The organism is Streptomyces sp. NPDC054765 (genome assembly GCF_053612065.1).
This window is the reverse complement of record NZ_JBSHBP010000073.1, coordinates 1-14,582: the sequence shown is the minus strand read 5'-3', so window position 1 is coordinate 14,582 and position 14,582 is coordinate 1. Positions and strand designations below refer to the sequence as shown.

The following is a 14,582-nucleotide window of genomic DNA, read 5'->3' as shown; positions in this document are numbered from 1 at the left end:
TGGGACAAGAGTCCCATCGCGTATGCTGGCCCCATGGGTAGGTGGGAACCAGGCGCACGCGAACGCCTCATCGTGGCCGCAGTCGACTTGTTCACCGAGCAGGGGTACGACGCCACGACGGTCGCGCAGATCGCCGAGCGTGCCGGGGTCACCAAGAGCACCTTCTTCCGGCACTTCCCCGACAAGCGTGAGCTGCTGGTGGCCGGACAGGAGACGCTGAGCCGGCTGCTGACCGAGGGGATCGCCGAGGCCCCCGGCTGCGCCACCCCGCTGGAGGCGGTCGCCGCCGGTCTTGAACGCGCGTCGAGCGCGATGGGCCCCATGAACCGCGAGCTCGCCCCGCGCCTGAAGGCGGCCGTCGCCGCCAGCGCCGAACTGCAAGAGCGTGACGCCCTCAAGACCGTCAGCCTCGCCGCCTCGATGACGGCCGCCCTGGTCGCCCGCGGCCTGCCCGACCCCACCGCGGCCCTCGCGAGCGAGCTGGGCATCCTCGCCTTCAAGCGCGGGTTCGCCGAATGGTCCGAGGACGACCGTGACGGCAGGGACGAGCTCGCCGGGTACGTCCTGGCGGCCCTGGACGAGCTGCGTACGGTGAGCGCATCGCTGGGCTGACCGGATGGATCCACCCGCTCATCGGCTGGTTGCGCATCGACCCATCGCTCGTCAGGCTTGCCGACGGACGCGGCTCCGCCACAGCGCGCTCACGGTGACGGCCGGGCGGCGTTCGCCTTTGCTGCCCTTGGCCTTGGCGGCCCGTGGTCCGTCGTATGCCGGCTCCCGTTGGAGGTCGCGCTGGAGTTCGCCGGCGGCTGCGAGGGTCTGCTGGGTACCTCGGACGAGGCGGAACATCTCGGAAATGTGCACGATATCGCCCGGCCGCGCGTAGGTGAGCAGATCGCCGAACTTCGGTCGTTCCAGCGGGTGGAGGCGGCTGGAGGCGCCGCCCTCCTCCAGGCCGTCGCTCTCGACCCCGAAGGGCCGCTCGCCGGGCCCGTGCCGAGCAGAAGGGCTGGCTCGGAGAGACCGAGGGCATCGACCTCACCCTCACCTTCCTCCGTCAGAAACGCGAAGAGAGCCAGCGGCCGGCTCGCATCGCGCCGATCAACCTCGGCATGCCGGGTCTCCGGCCCGCAGGGTCGTGAGCCCCGCTCCGGGGCTTATCGGGGGGGGCAGCACACAGAACTCGTGACCGTCAGGGTCGGCCATCACCACCCGGTCGACGTCCCCTTGGCCGATGTCGATGCGCGTCGCCCCGAGGGAGACGAGCCGGTCGGCCTCCGCCTGCAGGTCACTGCCGGCCGGTGCAGCGAGGTCGAAGTGCAGCCGTTCCTTCCCCGTCTTCGGCATCAGGGGTGGACCACCCCACGTGACCTTCGGACCGCCGTGCGGTGAGCGGATCGCGGTCTCCTGGTCCCGGTCCCAGACCAACGGCCAGCCCAGCGCTCGGCTCCAGAAGTACCCGGCCTCCTGCGAACCATCGCCCGCCAGCGCCCCGATGAATCCGCACTCGGCGAGGAAGCTGTTGCCCGGCTCGATGACGCAGAACTCATTGCCCTCGGGGTCGGCGAGCACCACATGTCCCTCCTCCGGGCGTTGGCCGATGTCGAGGTGCCGGGCGCCGAGTTCGAGCGCCCTCTCCACCACCTGCTTCTGGTCGTCGAGGGACGTGCTCGTCAGATCGAAGTGCATGTGGTTCTGGCCTGTCTTCCGCTCCTGGGTCGGGAGGAAGCGGAGCTGGAACCCGGTCTCATCGCTGGGCAGCAACGTGATGCCGTCGGAGGAGTCATCGGACGTCTCCCAGCAGAGAAAGTCCGCCCAGAAGCGCGCGAGACGGAGCGGGTCGTGCGCATCGAAGCAGAGCGCGTGCAGGTGAGAAGTCATCCGTAGGTCTCCCGGTAGGGGCAGGCGGGTCGTGCTGGAGCCTGCCCAGCCGGTGCCAACCGGTCAACTGATGAAGCCCCGCGCTCGTCTGCTGTCGAGCACGCTCGAAACGGCAGTCCGTCCACGGCCTCACAGGCTCGCGAGGAGGCCGTCGAGCGGGGGCGGTGTCCGGTCCGGTGCGAGGGCCTCCACAAGAAGACGGCCGTAGCGGATCTTGCGGCCCTTCTTTGTGCCGAGGAAGCGCCGCACCTGCTGATGCCGGGGCCGGCCGTGCTGTGCGGGCTGGCGCTGGAAGGTCTGCCAGGCGCGGAAGTCGCCCTCGGCGCGGAGGATCTCCTCGACACCTGCCGTGCCGAGCGCGCGGATGAGTTCATCCTCCAGATCCGCGGTGCATACGTAGATGTCCTGGAGCGGTGCCTGGGCCCGTGTCAGGCCGCGCTCGTAGAAGCCCTGTTCGCCCTCGTCGCACAGTCCTGTCAGGCGCAGACCGAGGCCGGGTGGTCCGAGGAGGCCGGCATAGCGGCCGACGCTCATCGCCCCGCCCATCGGCACGACACACACGCCCTCGGCGGCCAGGTCCCGGCCACGCCGGGCGGCCAGCGCCTCGACGGCCGCGACATCGCTCAGCCCTTCCAGGAGCACCGCGGTCCGCACCCCCAGGGTTTCCGCCAGATCGCGCGCCGGCCCGTCCGGACCGCCCGTCGCCCAGCTGGTGACCGCATCCTGGAACGCCCTCATGTCCGCCATGGGGCGAGTCTGCACGTCCACCGGTGGCACGGCACGGAATTATTCGACGGCCTCAGGAGCTGTGACGGTCCTCAGGCCCGGTCAGCACCACCTCAAAGTGTTCGACCGGCTGGCCGTCAAAGCCGGCTTCGCCGCCCGCCCGCACATGCTCCGCCACTCCGCCGCCACGCGGTGGAAGCGAAGCGGGACTCCGGATGACGTGATCCAGAACCTTATGGGGCACGTCTCCCCGTCCTCGATGGCCCCCTACATCCACGCCACCGACACCGACAAGCGCGAGGCCGTCGAACGGCTCACCGCCCTGCGGAAGGACCGCGCATGACCAGCACTCTGGCGCTGGTCGAGCGCATCACGCCGGCCCCGGCGCAGAGCGATGCCAGGTTGGAGGAGTGGCGGACCTACCTCGCGGGGCGCATCGACCCCGACTGGCGTCCGGACGAGTGGGACCTGGCCCTGTGGCTGTTCACCGGCGACATCGACAATCCCCGCACCGTCGCCTACAGGTGCCGCACCCTCGAGTGCCCGCGGGTGAATGCTGCACCCAACATGAGGTGCAGGAGTTGCGAGAAGGCACTCGCACGCGCAGGGCTGAGCTCGGAGGAGTTCGACGCCGCCTACATTCCCACTACGAGGCTCCAGGCTTACAAGCCCCTCACCCAATGTGCAGCCGGTCCCGAGGATGGTCGGTGCCAACGGCGGGTCGCGGTCCGCGGCCTCTGCAGGTCCCACTACAGCCTGTGGGTCGCGGTGTTCAAGCGACAGAGGCTGGAGGACTCCGACGAAAACATGGCTACGTGGGCGGCTACGACGCCCGGCTACGAGCCGCTGCCACCGTGCCTGGTGCTCGGCTGTTCGCCGGAATCCGCTGTCCGCGCACGCCTGTGCCCGAGGCACTACTCCCGCTGGCAGGCCAGGGAGGCCGAGGCGCACGGCTCGGTCGAGACCTGGGCAAGTCGCCAGGCTCCCTACATGACCGGCAACCAGGTCGCCCTGGCCCCGTTGGCACCCGTGATACGGCTCGAGGTGCGTTCGGCCGCACCACAAGTGTCGTCGCCCATGCCCAGGAGATGCTGCGTCATCTGCGTTCGGCCTTCGATGACTTCAATGGCATCGACCCCACACAGCGGGTTGTGTGGGACCTGCCGGCCCTCGGGATCGGTTCGGCGACCGGCATCCGGCCGCGCCGCAATGCAGGAACGGCGGGCTTCACCGAAATCCGGCAACCGTGGCTGCAGGCGGTCATGATGCAGTGGGCCCGCTGCAGCAATCCCACTGGCGGCAAGCTGTCCACGAGAATGGCCGCCTGCATCGCGGCCTCCAGGGCCCTTGAGTGGACGCCCTCCCGCAGTTGGATTCCGAGATCCTCGATGAAGGCGGTCAACCGTTGCCGTTCGACCGGGCGTTGGTCTTCCCCTACGCCTTCCGGCACGCGTTCGCTCAACGCTGTGCGGACGCCGGGATCGCGCTGGACATCCTCAAGGATTTTTTGGATCACAAGGATCCAAAAACGACGATGGGGTACTAGAAGGTCTCACTCAAGCGGAAGCGGAAGCGGAAGCGGAAGCGGGCAGCGGTCGAGGTGCTGCGCAAGCACGCCGTGGACCGTGGCGGACGTCCGGCGCCGATGCCGTCCAACGCCGCCTACGAGCGGAGTTCCGTGGCGGCGCCGTTCGGCGGTTGTGTTGAGCCCAGCAACGTCAAGGCCGGCGGGAAGGCATGCCCGCTCCGCTTCCGCTGCGCGGGCTGCGATTTCTACCGCCCCGCCCCGCCCCGTCCTACCTGAACTGTGATCGAGGACCACATTCGCACCATGAAGGCGGAACGCGAGACCGCGCAGGCGCCGGCGCGCCAGGAGATCAGCGCACTGCGGGAGGAGCGGGACAAGCTCAAGGACGCCGTGCGACGACAGCTGGGGCAGCAACTCGACCAGGTCGGCACGGGCGAGCTGGTGGCACGTATCGACGAGCTCAGCCGCCAGAACGCCGAGCTGACCGCCGAGAGGGACGCGCTGACTCGGGGCAAGGCTGAGTGGGAGGAGAAGCTTGCCGAGGCGGAGGAGGATCGGGACGCGGCTCGCGCGAGCCTGCGCAGGGAGAACACCAACCCGGATGCCCCTGAAGCCGGATGAGCCCTGTCATCGGGCGGAGCCGGTTCCCGCCGCCGAGTGGGAACGCCCTCGCAGAGCACCTCGTCACCATTTCTCTGAGCTGCGGTGATGTCCCACAAACCGGAGCCGGTGGCGGTCTACCGCCTGGCTCGCGGCCCGGAGTCGCGGTTGCTGACCAGATCACTCCGTTACGGGCAGGCACTCGGCGAGCAGGTCGATGACGTCGTGCCAGGCGCGCTGCGCGTGCTGTGGGTGGTAGCCGACGCCGGGACGCACGGTGTGGTCGACCGGCGGGTGGTGGAAGGCGTGCAAGGCGCCGCCGTAGACCACGAGGCGCCAGTCGACGCCCGCGGCCTGCATCTCGGCGGTGAACGCGTCCCGTTGCGCGGGCGGCATGATCGGGTCTTCCGACCCGACCCCGGCCCACACCGGGCAGCGAATGCGCGCCGCCTCGCCCGGTCGGCCCGTGGTCAGCGCATTGACTGTCCCGATCGCGCGCAGGCTGACGCCATCGCGCCCGAGTTCCAGCCCGACAGCGCCCCCGGTGCCGTAGCCGATGGCGGCGATCCGGTCGGGGTCGGTCCGCGGTTCGGCGCGCAACACGTCGAGCGCCGCATGGCCGATGCCCCGCATCCGGTCGGGATCAGCAAGCAGTGGCATGCAACGCGCCAGCATCTCCTCGGGATCACCCAAATAGCGCCCGCCGTGAAGGTCGAAGGCCAGCGCTACATATCCCAGCTCGGCCAGAGCATCGGCCCGGCGGCGCTCGACGTCGCTGAGCCCCGTGCCCTCTGGGCCGAGCAGCACCGCGGGTCGGCGGTCGACACCGGCCGGGAGCGCGAGGTGCCCGATCATCGTCAAACCGTCGGCCGGATACTCGACCGTGCGCGTGGTAACCGTCGTCATGAGACTGGACCGTAGTGATCGTCGAGCCCGGTCGGGCCGGTGTTCACCGCTGGCAGAACAGCGCGGGTGTGCCTCTGAAATGCGGCGATAGCTCACAAGATCCGTCACAAACCCCGTTCCCGCGGGGGCACTGGCTATGTACGCGAGTTGCGACGTCGTTTCGACACGAGAGGGGGAGTCGCACGCTCGCGCGAATAGCCGATGTACGCGAGAACGGGTTCTGGCTCAGGTTGTGTGATCCGTGCACTGTGAGTGACGACTGATTACTTGAGCCGTCTGGGGAAGTTGCCTCAAAAGAGCAGTGGCACGAGTGACTGGGCCGACGTTCGTGGCTGTGGCGGCGCGGCGAGCTTACGGGGACGGCTCGGCGAGGATGCTGCGGACCGTGTCGCGCAGCCAGCGCTGGGCGGGGTCGTCGTCGAGACGGGGGTGCCAGCTCATCTGGTAGCGCAGCGGGGGGATCTCCTGCGGCGCGGGCAGGGTGCGCAGCGCGGGGTCGGACGCGTGCTCGGCGGCGATGCGGTGAGGGAGGGTGGTGATGAGGCGGGTGCCCGGCAGTTGGGCTGCGTCGGTCAGGGCCTGGTGCACTTCGGCGCGATCGAGCAGCCCGGCGCCGACGAGCCGGCCGAGGCAGTAGGCGTTTTTTGTTGATCTGGTCGTTGCGGCCGGACCGGCAGGTGGCGACGGCATCGAGTTCGGCGCGCACGGCCGCGGCGACGTAGCCGCGCCCGCGCGCGCTGGCGGGCAGGGACACCGGCAGTCGCCCAGCAGGGTGTAGAGGCCGGCGCGGGTGCGGGTGCCGGGTGCGACGGCGTAGGAGCGGTCGGCGCGGATGTCGACCTGCCAGCCCAGTCGTCCCCGGGAGTCCATGCGCCATTTGCTGCCGTCACCGACCTGGTACCACAGGTGCAGGCCTCCGGAGGGCGTGTGCACGCTGAAGGTCTCCGGAGGGTCGGCGCTCAGCAGGGGGGCGCGGCGCAGCCGACACAGCAGGGCGAGCACGTCCTTGCCGTTGCGGATGTCGGCCGGGTCGAGGTCTGCGGGCAGGGTCAGGCCCGGAAGGAGCTGGTCGGGGGCGGGCGGTGCCGACTGGTGCAGGTGCCGTGGAGCCGCGGCAGCCAAGCCTCGGACCGCGACGGTTCCAGATGCGGCGTTCGTGTAGGAGGTCAGGGCGCCCGATACTGAGCGCCGTTCACCGGGAGGTGTTCCTCTGCCCAGACGATCTTGCCGTCGGCCGTGTATCGGGTACCCCAACGGCGGGTCAGCTGCGCTACGAGGAATAGGCCGCGGCCGCCCTCGTCCGTGGTCCGTGCGTGGCGCATGCGTGGTGAGCTGCTGCTGGCGTCGGAGACTTCACAGATGAGCGCATCCTGCCGGATCAGGCGCAGCCGGATGTGTCCGTTGCCGTAGCGGATGGCGTTGGTGACGAGCTCGCTGACGATCAGCTCGAAGGTGAAGATCAGGCTGTCCAGTCCCCAGGCGGTGAGGCGGTCGGCGGTCAGGGAGCGGGCGTCTGCGACGACCGACGGGCGGGAGCTCAGCTCCCAGGTGGCCACTTGCTCCTCGTTGAGGGCGTGGGTGCGGGCAAGGAGCAGTGCTACGTCGTCGTCGGGATGGCCGGTGAGCACGTCATTCAGGACGGTTCCGCAGAGTTCGTCGAGCTGCGCCTTGGGGGCTGCCAATGCGGTACGGAGCCGGGTAAGGCCTAGGTCTATGTCCTGGTCGCGGGTTTCTATCAGGCCGTCGGTGTACAGGGCAAGGACGCTGCCGTCAACGATTTCGAATTCGGCGGATTCGAAGGGCAGGGCGCCCAGGCCAAGCGGAGGCCCGGCGGGCAGGTCGGGGAAGGTCACCGAGCCGTCCGGGGTGGTGACTGCGGCAGGGGGATGGCCGGCGCGGGACATGGTGCACTTACGCGTGGCCGGGTCGTAGACGACGTACAGACAGGTAGCGCCGAGCGCGGCGGGAATCAGTGACGGGTCGGCGGTCTGCTCCTCGTCGATCAGGCGCAGTACCTGGTCGTCCAGGTGGGCCAGCAACTCGTCCGGGGGGAGGTCTATGTCCGCCAGGGTGCGAACGGTGGTGCGAAGTCGTCCCATGGTGGCTGCGGCGTCGATCCCGTGGCCCACGACGTCTCCGACGACCATGGCCACCCGGGCCCCGGACAGGGGTATCACGTCGAACCAGTCGCCGCCCGCGCCATCGGAGGCATGGGCGGGCAAGTAGCGCCACGCGACATCGAGAGTGCTGCCGCCAGTGAGGCTGCGCGGGAGCAGGCTGCGCTGCAGAGCCAGCGCGGTGCTGTGCTGCCGGGTGTAGCGGCGGGCATTGTCGATGCTCACCGCCGCGCGGGCCACGACCTCTTCCGCGAGGAGCAAGTCGTCCTGCTCAAAGGGGTCGCGCAGCTGCCAGCGGATGAACCTGACGACGCCCAGAACATCGCTGAGAGCACGGATCGGGACCAGTATCAAGGAGCAGAAACCGAACTCCTGGATCTTCGCGGATCGAGCCGGGTCTGTCGCGAACCAGCTGCTGGTTGACGCACCCGGCATGGCTTCCAGGCGGGAGCGCCCGTCATGCATGCACTGCATTTCGGGTGAGTGGGGATGGAAGTCGACGGCCTGCCCGGTCGCCGCGACCGACTCGGGACAGCCTGCGTGGATCGACTGCTGGCCCGCACGGCGCATCTGCGGCGGATGGAGGTGGGCCCCAGGACGCGGTGTGTCGCCGCGAATCACCGATTCCAGGAGGTCGACGGCGACGAAGTCGGCCAGCCGCGGCACGCTGATGTCAGCCAGGGTCTGCGCGGTGTGCATGACGTCCAATGTGCTGCCGGTCTGCGCACCGACCTCGTTCAGCAAAGCGAGCCGCTCCCGAGCCCGCCAACGATCGGTGACGTCGAGGACGATGAAGGACACGCCCAGCACCCGGTTCGCGGCGTCGTGAAGCCGGAAGATGGACAGCGAGTATGCGTGCGGCCGGTGTGGGTGTGCCTTCGTGCCGCCTCGCATGAGGTGATCGACCAGGGGCTGCCCGCTATTGAGCACCTCCCGCGTACGCGACTCGATCCCCTCGGCATCCAGCCTGAGATCCGATAGGGGCAGCACGTCCCGCAGGCGCTTGCCCAGCCGCTGGTCACGGGGGATGCCCCCGAGGCGCTCCAAAGCCTCGTTGACCCAGACAAAGCACAGATCTCGGTCCAGCACGGCCATACCTGCCGGCGAAAGGGCGAGGATTCGCTCCAGCATCGACGGGTTCGAATGCCACCACTCGTCGGTCGGCCCCGGGCTGCGGCCAGCTGTACCTGCGCTGTCGGAGGTATCCATGTGCACTACACCGTTGTCTGTGAGAGGCAGCGCCTGACTTGTCCGGCGCGCTGGGGCATCCAGATCGCGTCAGACGCTCCTGCTACAAGGATCTCACCGGCCTCCGAAGCCGTCGCCCGCTCTTCTGTCGCTCACCTGCACGTGGCGCAGCACTGCGAGCCGATGCAGCACCTGGGGTTTCCGGAACGGAACCCCCAGAAGGAGAAAGATGAACATGCCTCACTGGCACTTTGTGAAAAAGCGCGCCGCCGATCCGGCCGACGGTGCGGTGTACGTCAACGATGACCGCACCCGCTACCGGCGTACCGGCGGTGAGCCACTCGCGGCGGAGGCTGCCTACCAACGGCATATGGACGGGGCGCGTACCTCCCTTGACCGCTTGGCGCGCCGACGGACCCGCTCAGCTGCGGCAGATGGAGTCGTGTACGACCACGGTGCACGCGACCACCACCTTGCGCGGTGCCTTCCCGTCGAGTACGTCGATCAGCATCGCCACGGACTCGGCACCCAGGCGCCGGGCGTCCAGGTTCAGCGCGATCAGCGGCGCTTCCCAGCCCCCGGCGCCCTCGGGCTGGTCACTCTCGCGCATCACGCTGATCATCAGATCGTCGGGGATGTTCAGGCCCAGCCGTCGTGCCGCGATCACCAGGGCCTGGCCGTAGGTCTCGTTAAGGCCATGCACCGCGTCCGGGCGTCCGGGGCCGGACAGCAGTCGCAGCGCCGCCTCCACCGCATCCTCCGAGGCGGCCGGGGTCTCCACGACCGGCGGTTGCCCGGCCGTGCCGCACCACTGGCGGTAGAGGCGCTCGGAATCCTGGGTGTACGCATCGGGTTCGGCTCCCGAGAGGAGACCGACCCGGGTGGCGCCGGCGTCCCGCAGATGACCGAGGACCTCAGTCATGCCGCGCTCCAAGTCGCTCTCCACGGTGGGCACATCCTCGTACCCCGGATCGATCGGGCGGCCGTCGGTGACCACCGGCAGTCCGCGGCGCGCACAGTCGGCGAGCAGTGGGTCATCCCTCACCGGGTCGACGATGATCAGGCCGTCCATGGGAACCCGGGCCCACAGCCCGGAGCCCGGGTCGCCCGGGACGACGACGAGGGCGTAGTCGCACTCGACCGCGGCCATGGTGGCACCGGCAGCGAACGCCGCGTAGTACGGGCGGTAGGTGCTGGCCCACGGGCGGTCCGTCATATGGCCGACGGCCAGCCCGATGATGCCGGTACGCCCGGACACCAGACCCTGGGCGACGGGGTCGGGGCGGTAGCCGAGCTTCTCGGCGGTCCTGCGCACCCGCTCACGGGTGGCCGGGGCGATCTGGCCCTTACCGCTGAGGGCATGGGACACCGTGGTGATGGACAGCCCGGCGGCCTGCGCCACATCGCGGATTCCGGGTCGCCGGCCCACCGTCTTCCGTGTCGATTTCCGGCTGGTCATGCCTCGGTCCGCCTCTCCGTGTCGTTCACCGTGCGGCCTCCGGAGAGTGCCAGAGACCCACTTTCCGGCCTTGGTGCCCAAAACGTTTTTGTTGCGATGGCCTCGGGGTCTTGACGTGCCCAAAACGTTTTGGGCACTGTAGCGCATCACCGCTTCCCCGCACTTCCCTAGGAGCTCCATGCGCAGCGTCCGTACGTCTGCCGTGCCCGCACTCACCGCTCTGATGCTGGCAGCCCTCACCGCATGCGGCGGTTCCGCAGCGGGCAGCGACGACTCCACCACCCACACCACCGACTCCAAGGGGTCCCGCGACTACGGCAAGTGCAAGGTGACCGGCGCCCGCGGCTCGATCCACCTCAAGACCGTCGAGAAGGACACCCTCACCGTCGTCGGTGACCTCCCCAGCCCCGGCTGGTGGAACGGCGACACCGTGCGGCAGATCGCAGACGGTTACGAGTACTGCATGGCCGCGAATCTCGCCTACCGGGCCGGTCTGTCCAAGCTCACCGTGCGCAACGTGTCCTTCGATGCGCTCGTCGCGGGCAAGGCCCAGGACTTCGACATGGCGCTCGCCGAAATCTCCATCACCGGCCCCCGCCGCAAGGTGGTGGACTTCTCCGCCCCGTACTTCGCCTCCAACATCGGCGTCCTGGTGACATCGCAGTCCAAGGTCACCAAAGAGAACATCGCGGGCCTGCGGCTCGGTGTGAAGCAGGGCACCACCGGCGCTGACTTCGTCCGCGACCACCTCCACCCGAAGAGCCAACCGAAGGTCTTCACAGGCGATGTCGAGCTGCAGGCCGCCCTCCAGGCAGGCCAGATCGACGCCGCGCTCACCGACGTCGCCATCGTGCTCGGGAAGGCTCAGGAGTCCAAGGGCAAGCTGCGCGTCATCGGTCAGTACAACACTGGCGAGTCCTACGGAGCGCTCTACCCCAAGGGCAGCAAGAACTCCTCCGCCCTCGACGCGGCCATCAAGGCGATGAAGAAGGACGGCACGTTCGACACACTCTCCTCCACCTACCTGACCAAGGTGTTCGGCGGAGATCCGTCCGCGATCCCCACCTGGAGCGCCAAGTGACCGTCACATCCGATCTGTTGACCACCGAGCGGACCCCGCCGCGGGTGGCCGCCCCGCCCCGGCCGGCCCTGCCGCTCGCGACCGCCGCGGTGGCCGGCGTCCTGGTCGCCGTGGCGCTGACCGCGGCGACCGCACGGTCCGTGAGCGCGGTCCTGCCCGGCTTCAGCATGCCGGTGGCCGTCTGTGCCCTCGTGGTGGCCGCTGCCGTCCTCACGCAACTGCGGCCCGCGCTACGGGCGGTGCGTTCGAGCCGTACCGCCACCAAGGCGTGGTCCGAGGACCGGCGGGCCGACGCCCGGCGGTCCGCGTCCGAGGCCCGCGAGGACGCCTGGACCGTACTGGGCTGGTGCCTGACCGCACTCGTCCTGCTCGGCGCGGTCTGGTTCCTGTTCGCCAACGACCGTGCCGTGCAGCAAACTTTCTTCGACGGCGAAGTGATCGGGATCAGTATCCCGGAGACCGCCTCCGCCTTCGGCACCAACCTGTTCATCGCCGTCGTTGCTCAGGTGCTGATCCTGGTCTGGGGACTGGCGCTCGCCCTCGCCCGGATGGCGCCGGGCCGGGCCGGCCGCCCGCTGCGGCTGCTCGCCACCACATATATCGACGGCTTCCGTGCCGTACCGGCGATCATCATCATCTATCTGATCGGCTTCGGACTGCCGCTGGCCAAGGTGCCGTTCCTCAGCTCGCTCAGCCCGGTCTGGTTCGCGATCCTGGCGCTGACCCTCACCTACGGCGCGTACGTCGCCGAGGTGTTCCGGGCCGGCATCGAGTCCATCGCGCCCGGACAGAGTGCGGCCGCCCGTTCGCTCGGCCTCTCGCAGAGCGCCACGCTGCGCCATGTGGTGCTGCCACAGGCCACCCGCCGCGTCGTACCGCCGCTGCTCAATGACTTCATCAGCCTGCAGAAGGACACAGCGCTGGTGAATGTCATCGGCACCATCGATGCCTTCAACCAGTCGAAGATCTTCGCCTCCAACCACTTCAACCTCTCCTCGGTGACCGTGGTCGCGGCGCTCTTCATCCTCATCACCATTCCGCAGGCCCGGCTGGTCGACCGGCTTGTGACCCGTGAGCACCGCCGCGGCAAGGGAGCCTGACATGGCCTTCATCGAGATCGACGCGGTGCACAAGAGCTACGGGGACGTCCCCGTACTCCGAGGCATCGACCTGAACGTGGAACAGCACCAGGTGGTGACCCTGATCGGCGCCTCCGGCAGCGGCAAGTCCACCCTGCTGCGCTGCATCAATGGGCTGGAGGAGATCAGCGCGGGTCAGATCCGGGTCGACGGTGATGCCGCCTCCGGACGCGGCACCGACATGGACCGGCTGCGCTGCGATGTCGGCATGGTCTTCCAGCACTTCAATCTCTTCCCGCACATGAGCGTGGTGCGCAACGTCGCACTCGGGCCGATGCGAGTGAGCGGGGTGCCGCGGGCCACAGCCGAGGAACAGGCCCGCATGCTGCTCAAGCGGGTCGGCCTCGCCGACAAGGCCGATAGCATGCCCGATCAGCTCTCGGGTGGGCAGCAGCAGCGCGTGGCCATCGTGCGTGCCCTGGCCACCGGGCCACGCGCCCTGCTGCTCGACGAGATCACCTCGGCCCTCGACCCCGAACTCGTCGCCGAAGTGCTGGCCATTGTGCGCGAACTGGCCGAAGGCGGCATGACCATGCTGCTGGCCACCCACGAGATGGGCTTTGCCCGGGAGGTGTCGAACAAGGTGTGCTTCTTGCATCAGGGCGTACTGCTGGAGGAAGGGCCGCCGCAGCAGATATTCGGCGACCCGCAGCAGGAGCGCACCCGCGCCTTCCTGCGCCGCATCGTCGAGGCGGGGCGACTGTGAGCGGCGCGCGGGTGCTCGTCGTCGAGCACGAGGACGGTACGGGCCCGGCTCAGGTCGGTGAACGCCTCGCCGGGCAGGGGCTGGTGATCGACCTGTGCCGCCCCTGGGCGGGAGACGTGCTGCCCCGGACTCTGGACGGCCACGACGGGCTGCTGGTCCTCGGCGGATCCATGGGCCCGCACGACGAGGAGCAGGCGCCCTGGCTGCCAACGGTGCGGGAACTGCTGCGGCAGGCCGTGGACCGGGACCTGCCCACGCTGGGGATCTGCCTGGGTATGGAACTGCTCACCGTGGCCTGCGGCGGCGAGGTCCGGCACGCCGCACGACCCGAGGTCGGGCTCGGTGAAATAGTGCCGCTCCAGGAGGCCGCCGAAGACCCGCTGTTCGGACCCATCACGGATCCGGGCAGGTGGTTGCGCGCGGTGCAATGGCACTGGGAAGAGAGCAGCACCCTGCCCGAGGGCGCCGTTCCGCTGCTCACCAGCGAGCGCTGCGCCCACCAGGCGTATCGGATCGGCACTGCTGTCTGGTGTGTGCAGTTCCACCCCGAGGTGCTGGCCGACGACATCCGTACCTGGGGGACGTCGGACGTCGGTGCGCTGCATGCCCTCGGACTCGACCCCGCCGGTGTCGTCGCCGAGGTGGCCCGTGAGGAGACCAGGCTGCGTGCGCTCTGGGGTGCGTTCGCCGAGCAGTGGGGCAAGATCGTGGCCGAACGCCACGCCGCCGATGTCCGCTTCTGACTCGAATCCGCAGGTAGTGGCCGACGGTCGGTCAGGTTGTGGCCTGTCTGGTCGTCAGGTCCGTTGAGGGATGGTGGGTATGGGTGTGGCCCGGCCGGCGCGTCGGATGGGCGGCTTCCCAGGGCGGGTGGTGAGTGGTGTGGCCCGGTCGGGGCGGTGTTCGGGCGGACAGGAGGTGCCGGTTGGCGCGGATACGGGCCGGTGTGGCGGCGATGAGGGCATGACCAGCACGCGCCGCATGAGGCCGCACTGGCTTCCACCGGACAGCGTCATCGACGCGGTGGCCGCAGGCCGATGGCGGGACGCCATCGTCGTCGACGGGCCCCTCGGCCGACTCACCGCCGAGCACTACCTCCGCCACGACGGTGCCCAAGGGCCCATCCTGTGCGATCCGGGCGGACCGGTCCTGCGCGTCTACCTCTGATCTTGGCCAGTGCTCCGCCCTTCAGGGCGGGGGTGTAGGTCATCCTTGGGCCGGAGGCGCGGAGCGCCGGAGCGCCGGAGTGCT

At 69.2% G+C, this 14,582-nt stretch carries 16 protein-coding genes; 9 read left to right on the top strand and 7 right to left on the bottom strand.

Annotation, left to right across the window (positions count from 1 at the left end):
- Positions 1-33: 33 nt before the first annotated feature.
- Positions 34-612: a TetR/AcrR family transcriptional regulator gene (locus ACWGJY_RS31885; RefSeq protein ID WP_453264351.1), complete on the top strand. Its 579-nt coding sequence runs from the start codon at positions 34-36 to the stop codon at positions 610-612.
- A 51-nt stretch (positions 613-663) separates the two neighbouring features.
- Here ACWGJY_RS31885 and ACWGJY_RS31880 read toward each other — a convergent pair whose 3' ends face one another.
- From ACWGJY_RS31880 to ACWGJY_RS31870, 3 genes are all read right to left on the bottom strand, one after another.
- A complete protein-coding gene (locus ACWGJY_RS31880) occupies positions 664-849 on the bottom strand; it encodes a hypothetical protein (RefSeq protein ID WP_453264350.1) in 186 nt (61 codons plus the stop codon).
- Positions 850-1,101: 252 nt separating this feature from the next.
- A complete protein-coding gene (locus ACWGJY_RS31875) occupies positions 1,102-1,881 on the bottom strand; it encodes a VOC family protein (RefSeq protein WP_453264349.1) in 780 nt (259 codons plus the stop codon).
- Positions 1,882-2,010: 129 nt separating this feature from the next.
- On the bottom strand, positions 2,011-2,628 hold the full coding sequence (locus ACWGJY_RS31870; RefSeq protein ID WP_453264348.1) for a TOPRIM nucleotidyl transferase/hydrolase domain-containing protein: 618 nt from the start codon (positions 2,626-2,628) through the stop codon (positions 2,011-2,013).
- Positions 2,629-2,689: 61 nt separating this feature from the next.
- On the opposite strand from ACWGJY_RS31870, the gene ACWGJY_RS31865 reads away from it, so the two are divergent.
- From ACWGJY_RS31865 to ACWGJY_RS31855, 3 genes are all read left to right on the top strand, one after another.
- Positions 2,690-2,950, top strand: a complete 261-nt coding sequence (locus ACWGJY_RS31865) for a tyrosine-type recombinase/integrase (RefSeq protein WP_453264347.1) — start codon at positions 2,690-2,692, stop codon at positions 2,948-2,950.
- Between the two features lie 1,008 nt (positions 2,951-3,958).
- Entirely contained in the window at positions 3,959-4,153 is a 195-nt protein-coding gene (locus ACWGJY_RS31860; protein WP_453264346.1) for a hypothetical protein, read from the top strand.
- 285 nt (positions 4,154-4,438) lie between these two features.
- Positions 4,439-4,756, top strand: coding sequence for a hypothetical protein (locus ACWGJY_RS31855; RefSeq protein WP_453264345.1), 318 nt, complete (start codon positions 4,439-4,441; stop codon positions 4,754-4,756).
- 159 nt (positions 4,757-4,915) lie between these two features.
- On the opposite strand, the gene ACWGJY_RS31850 is transcribed toward ACWGJY_RS31855, so the two are convergent.
- The 4 genes from ACWGJY_RS31850 to ACWGJY_RS31835 all read right to left on the bottom strand — a co-directional run bounded on the left by ACWGJY_RS31850 (position 4,916) and on the right by ACWGJY_RS31835 (position 10,405).
- On the bottom strand, positions 4,916-5,641 hold the full coding sequence (locus ACWGJY_RS31850) for a dienelactone hydrolase family protein (RefSeq protein ID WP_453264344.1): 726 nt from the start codon (positions 5,639-5,641) through the stop codon (positions 4,916-4,918).
- A 351-nt stretch (positions 5,642-5,992) separates the two neighbouring features.
- Positions 5,993-6,763: a bifunctional DNA primase/polymerase gene (locus ACWGJY_RS31845; RefSeq protein ID WP_453264343.1), complete on the bottom strand. Its 771-nt coding sequence runs from the start codon at positions 6,761-6,763 to the stop codon at positions 5,993-5,995.
- Between the two features lie 44 nt (positions 6,764-6,807).
- On the bottom strand, positions 6,808-8,967 hold the full coding sequence (locus tag ACWGJY_RS31840) for a SpoIIE family protein phosphatase (protein ID WP_453264342.1): 2,160 nt from the start codon (positions 8,965-8,967) through the stop codon (positions 6,808-6,810).
- A 400-nt stretch (positions 8,968-9,367) separates the two neighbouring features.
- Positions 9,368-10,405, bottom strand: coding sequence for a LacI family DNA-binding transcriptional regulator (locus tag ACWGJY_RS31835; protein ID WP_453264341.1), 1,038 nt, complete (start codon positions 10,403-10,405; stop codon positions 9,368-9,370).
- A gap of 178 nt (positions 10,406-10,583) precedes the next feature.
- On the opposite strand from ACWGJY_RS31835, the gene ACWGJY_RS31830 reads away from it, so the two are divergent.
- From ACWGJY_RS31830 to ACWGJY_RS31810, 5 genes are all read left to right on the top strand, one after another.
- The gene (locus ACWGJY_RS31830; protein ID WP_453264340.1) at positions 10,584-11,486 is read left to right on the top strand and encodes an ABC transporter substrate-binding protein; all 903 of its coding nucleotides are present in this window, start codon (positions 10,584-10,586) and stop codon (positions 11,484-11,486) included.
- Entirely contained in the window at positions 11,483-12,586 is a 1,104-nt protein-coding gene (locus ACWGJY_RS31825) for an amino acid ABC transporter permease (RefSeq protein ID WP_453264339.1), read from the top strand. Before ACWGJY_RS31830 ends, ACWGJY_RS31825 begins: the two co-directional genes overlap by 4 nt.
- Position 12,587: 1 nt before the next feature.
- Positions 12,588-13,331 (top strand): amino acid ABC transporter ATP-binding protein, encoded by a 744-nt coding sequence (locus ACWGJY_RS31820; RefSeq protein WP_453264338.1) that lies wholly within the window; start codon positions 12,588-12,590, stop codon positions 13,329-13,331.
- Positions 13,328-14,074, top strand: coding sequence for a type 1 glutamine amidotransferase (locus ACWGJY_RS31815; protein ID WP_453264337.1), 747 nt, complete (start codon positions 13,328-13,330; stop codon positions 14,072-14,074). Before ACWGJY_RS31820 ends, ACWGJY_RS31815 begins: the two co-directional genes overlap by 4 nt.
- 220 nt (positions 14,075-14,294) lie before the next feature.
- Positions 14,295-14,498 (top strand): hypothetical protein, encoded by a 204-nt coding sequence (locus tag ACWGJY_RS31810; protein WP_453264336.1) that lies wholly within the window; start codon positions 14,295-14,297, stop codon positions 14,496-14,498.
- The last annotated feature ends 84 nt before the right edge of the window (positions 14,499-14,582 follow it).

What these genes read in the sequence shown, in the direction of transcription:
- ACWGJY_RS31830 (WP_453264340.1), top strand. Translation starts at nt 10,584, where the DNA reads ATGCGCAGCGTCCGTACGTCTGCCGTGCCCGCACTCACCGCTCTGATG.
- ACWGJY_RS31835 (WP_453264341.1), bottom strand. Translation starts at nt 10,405, where the DNA reads ATGACCAGCCGGAAATCGACACGGAAGACGGTGGGCCGGCGACCCGGA.
- ACWGJY_RS31810 (WP_453264336.1), top strand. Translation starts at nt 14,295, where the DNA reads ATGACCAGCACGCGCCGCATGAGGCCGCACTGGCTTCCACCGGACAGC.
- ACWGJY_RS31850 (WP_453264344.1), bottom strand. Translation starts at nt 5,641, where the DNA reads ATGACGACGGTTACCACGCGCACGGTCGAGTATCCGGCCGACGGTTTG.
- ACWGJY_RS31820 (WP_453264338.1), top strand. Translation starts at nt 12,588, where the DNA reads ATGGCCTTCATCGAGATCGACGCGGTGCACAAGAGCTACGGGGACGTC.
- ACWGJY_RS31875 (WP_453264349.1), bottom strand. Translation starts at nt 1,881, where the DNA reads ATGACTTCTCACCTGCACGCGCTCTGCTTCGATGCGCACGACCCGCTC.
- ACWGJY_RS31870 (WP_453264348.1), bottom strand. Translation starts at nt 2,628, where the DNA reads ATGGCGGACATGAGGGCGTTCCAGGATGCGGTCACCAGCTGGGCGACG.
- ACWGJY_RS31840 (WP_453264342.1), bottom strand. Translation starts at nt 8,967, where the DNA reads ATGGATACCTCCGACAGCGCAGGTACAGCTGGCCGCAGCCCGGGGCCG.
- ACWGJY_RS31880 (WP_453264350.1), bottom strand. Translation starts at nt 849, where the DNA reads ATGTTCCGCCTCGTCCGAGGTACCCAGCAGACCCTCGCAGCCGCCGGC.
- ACWGJY_RS31885 (WP_453264351.1), top strand. Translation starts at nt 34, where the DNA reads ATGGGTAGGTGGGAACCAGGCGCACGCGAACGCCTCATCGTGGCCGCA.
- ACWGJY_RS31855 (WP_453264345.1), top strand. Translation starts at nt 4,439, where the DNA reads ATGAAGGCGGAACGCGAGACCGCGCAGGCGCCGGCGCGCCAGGAGATC.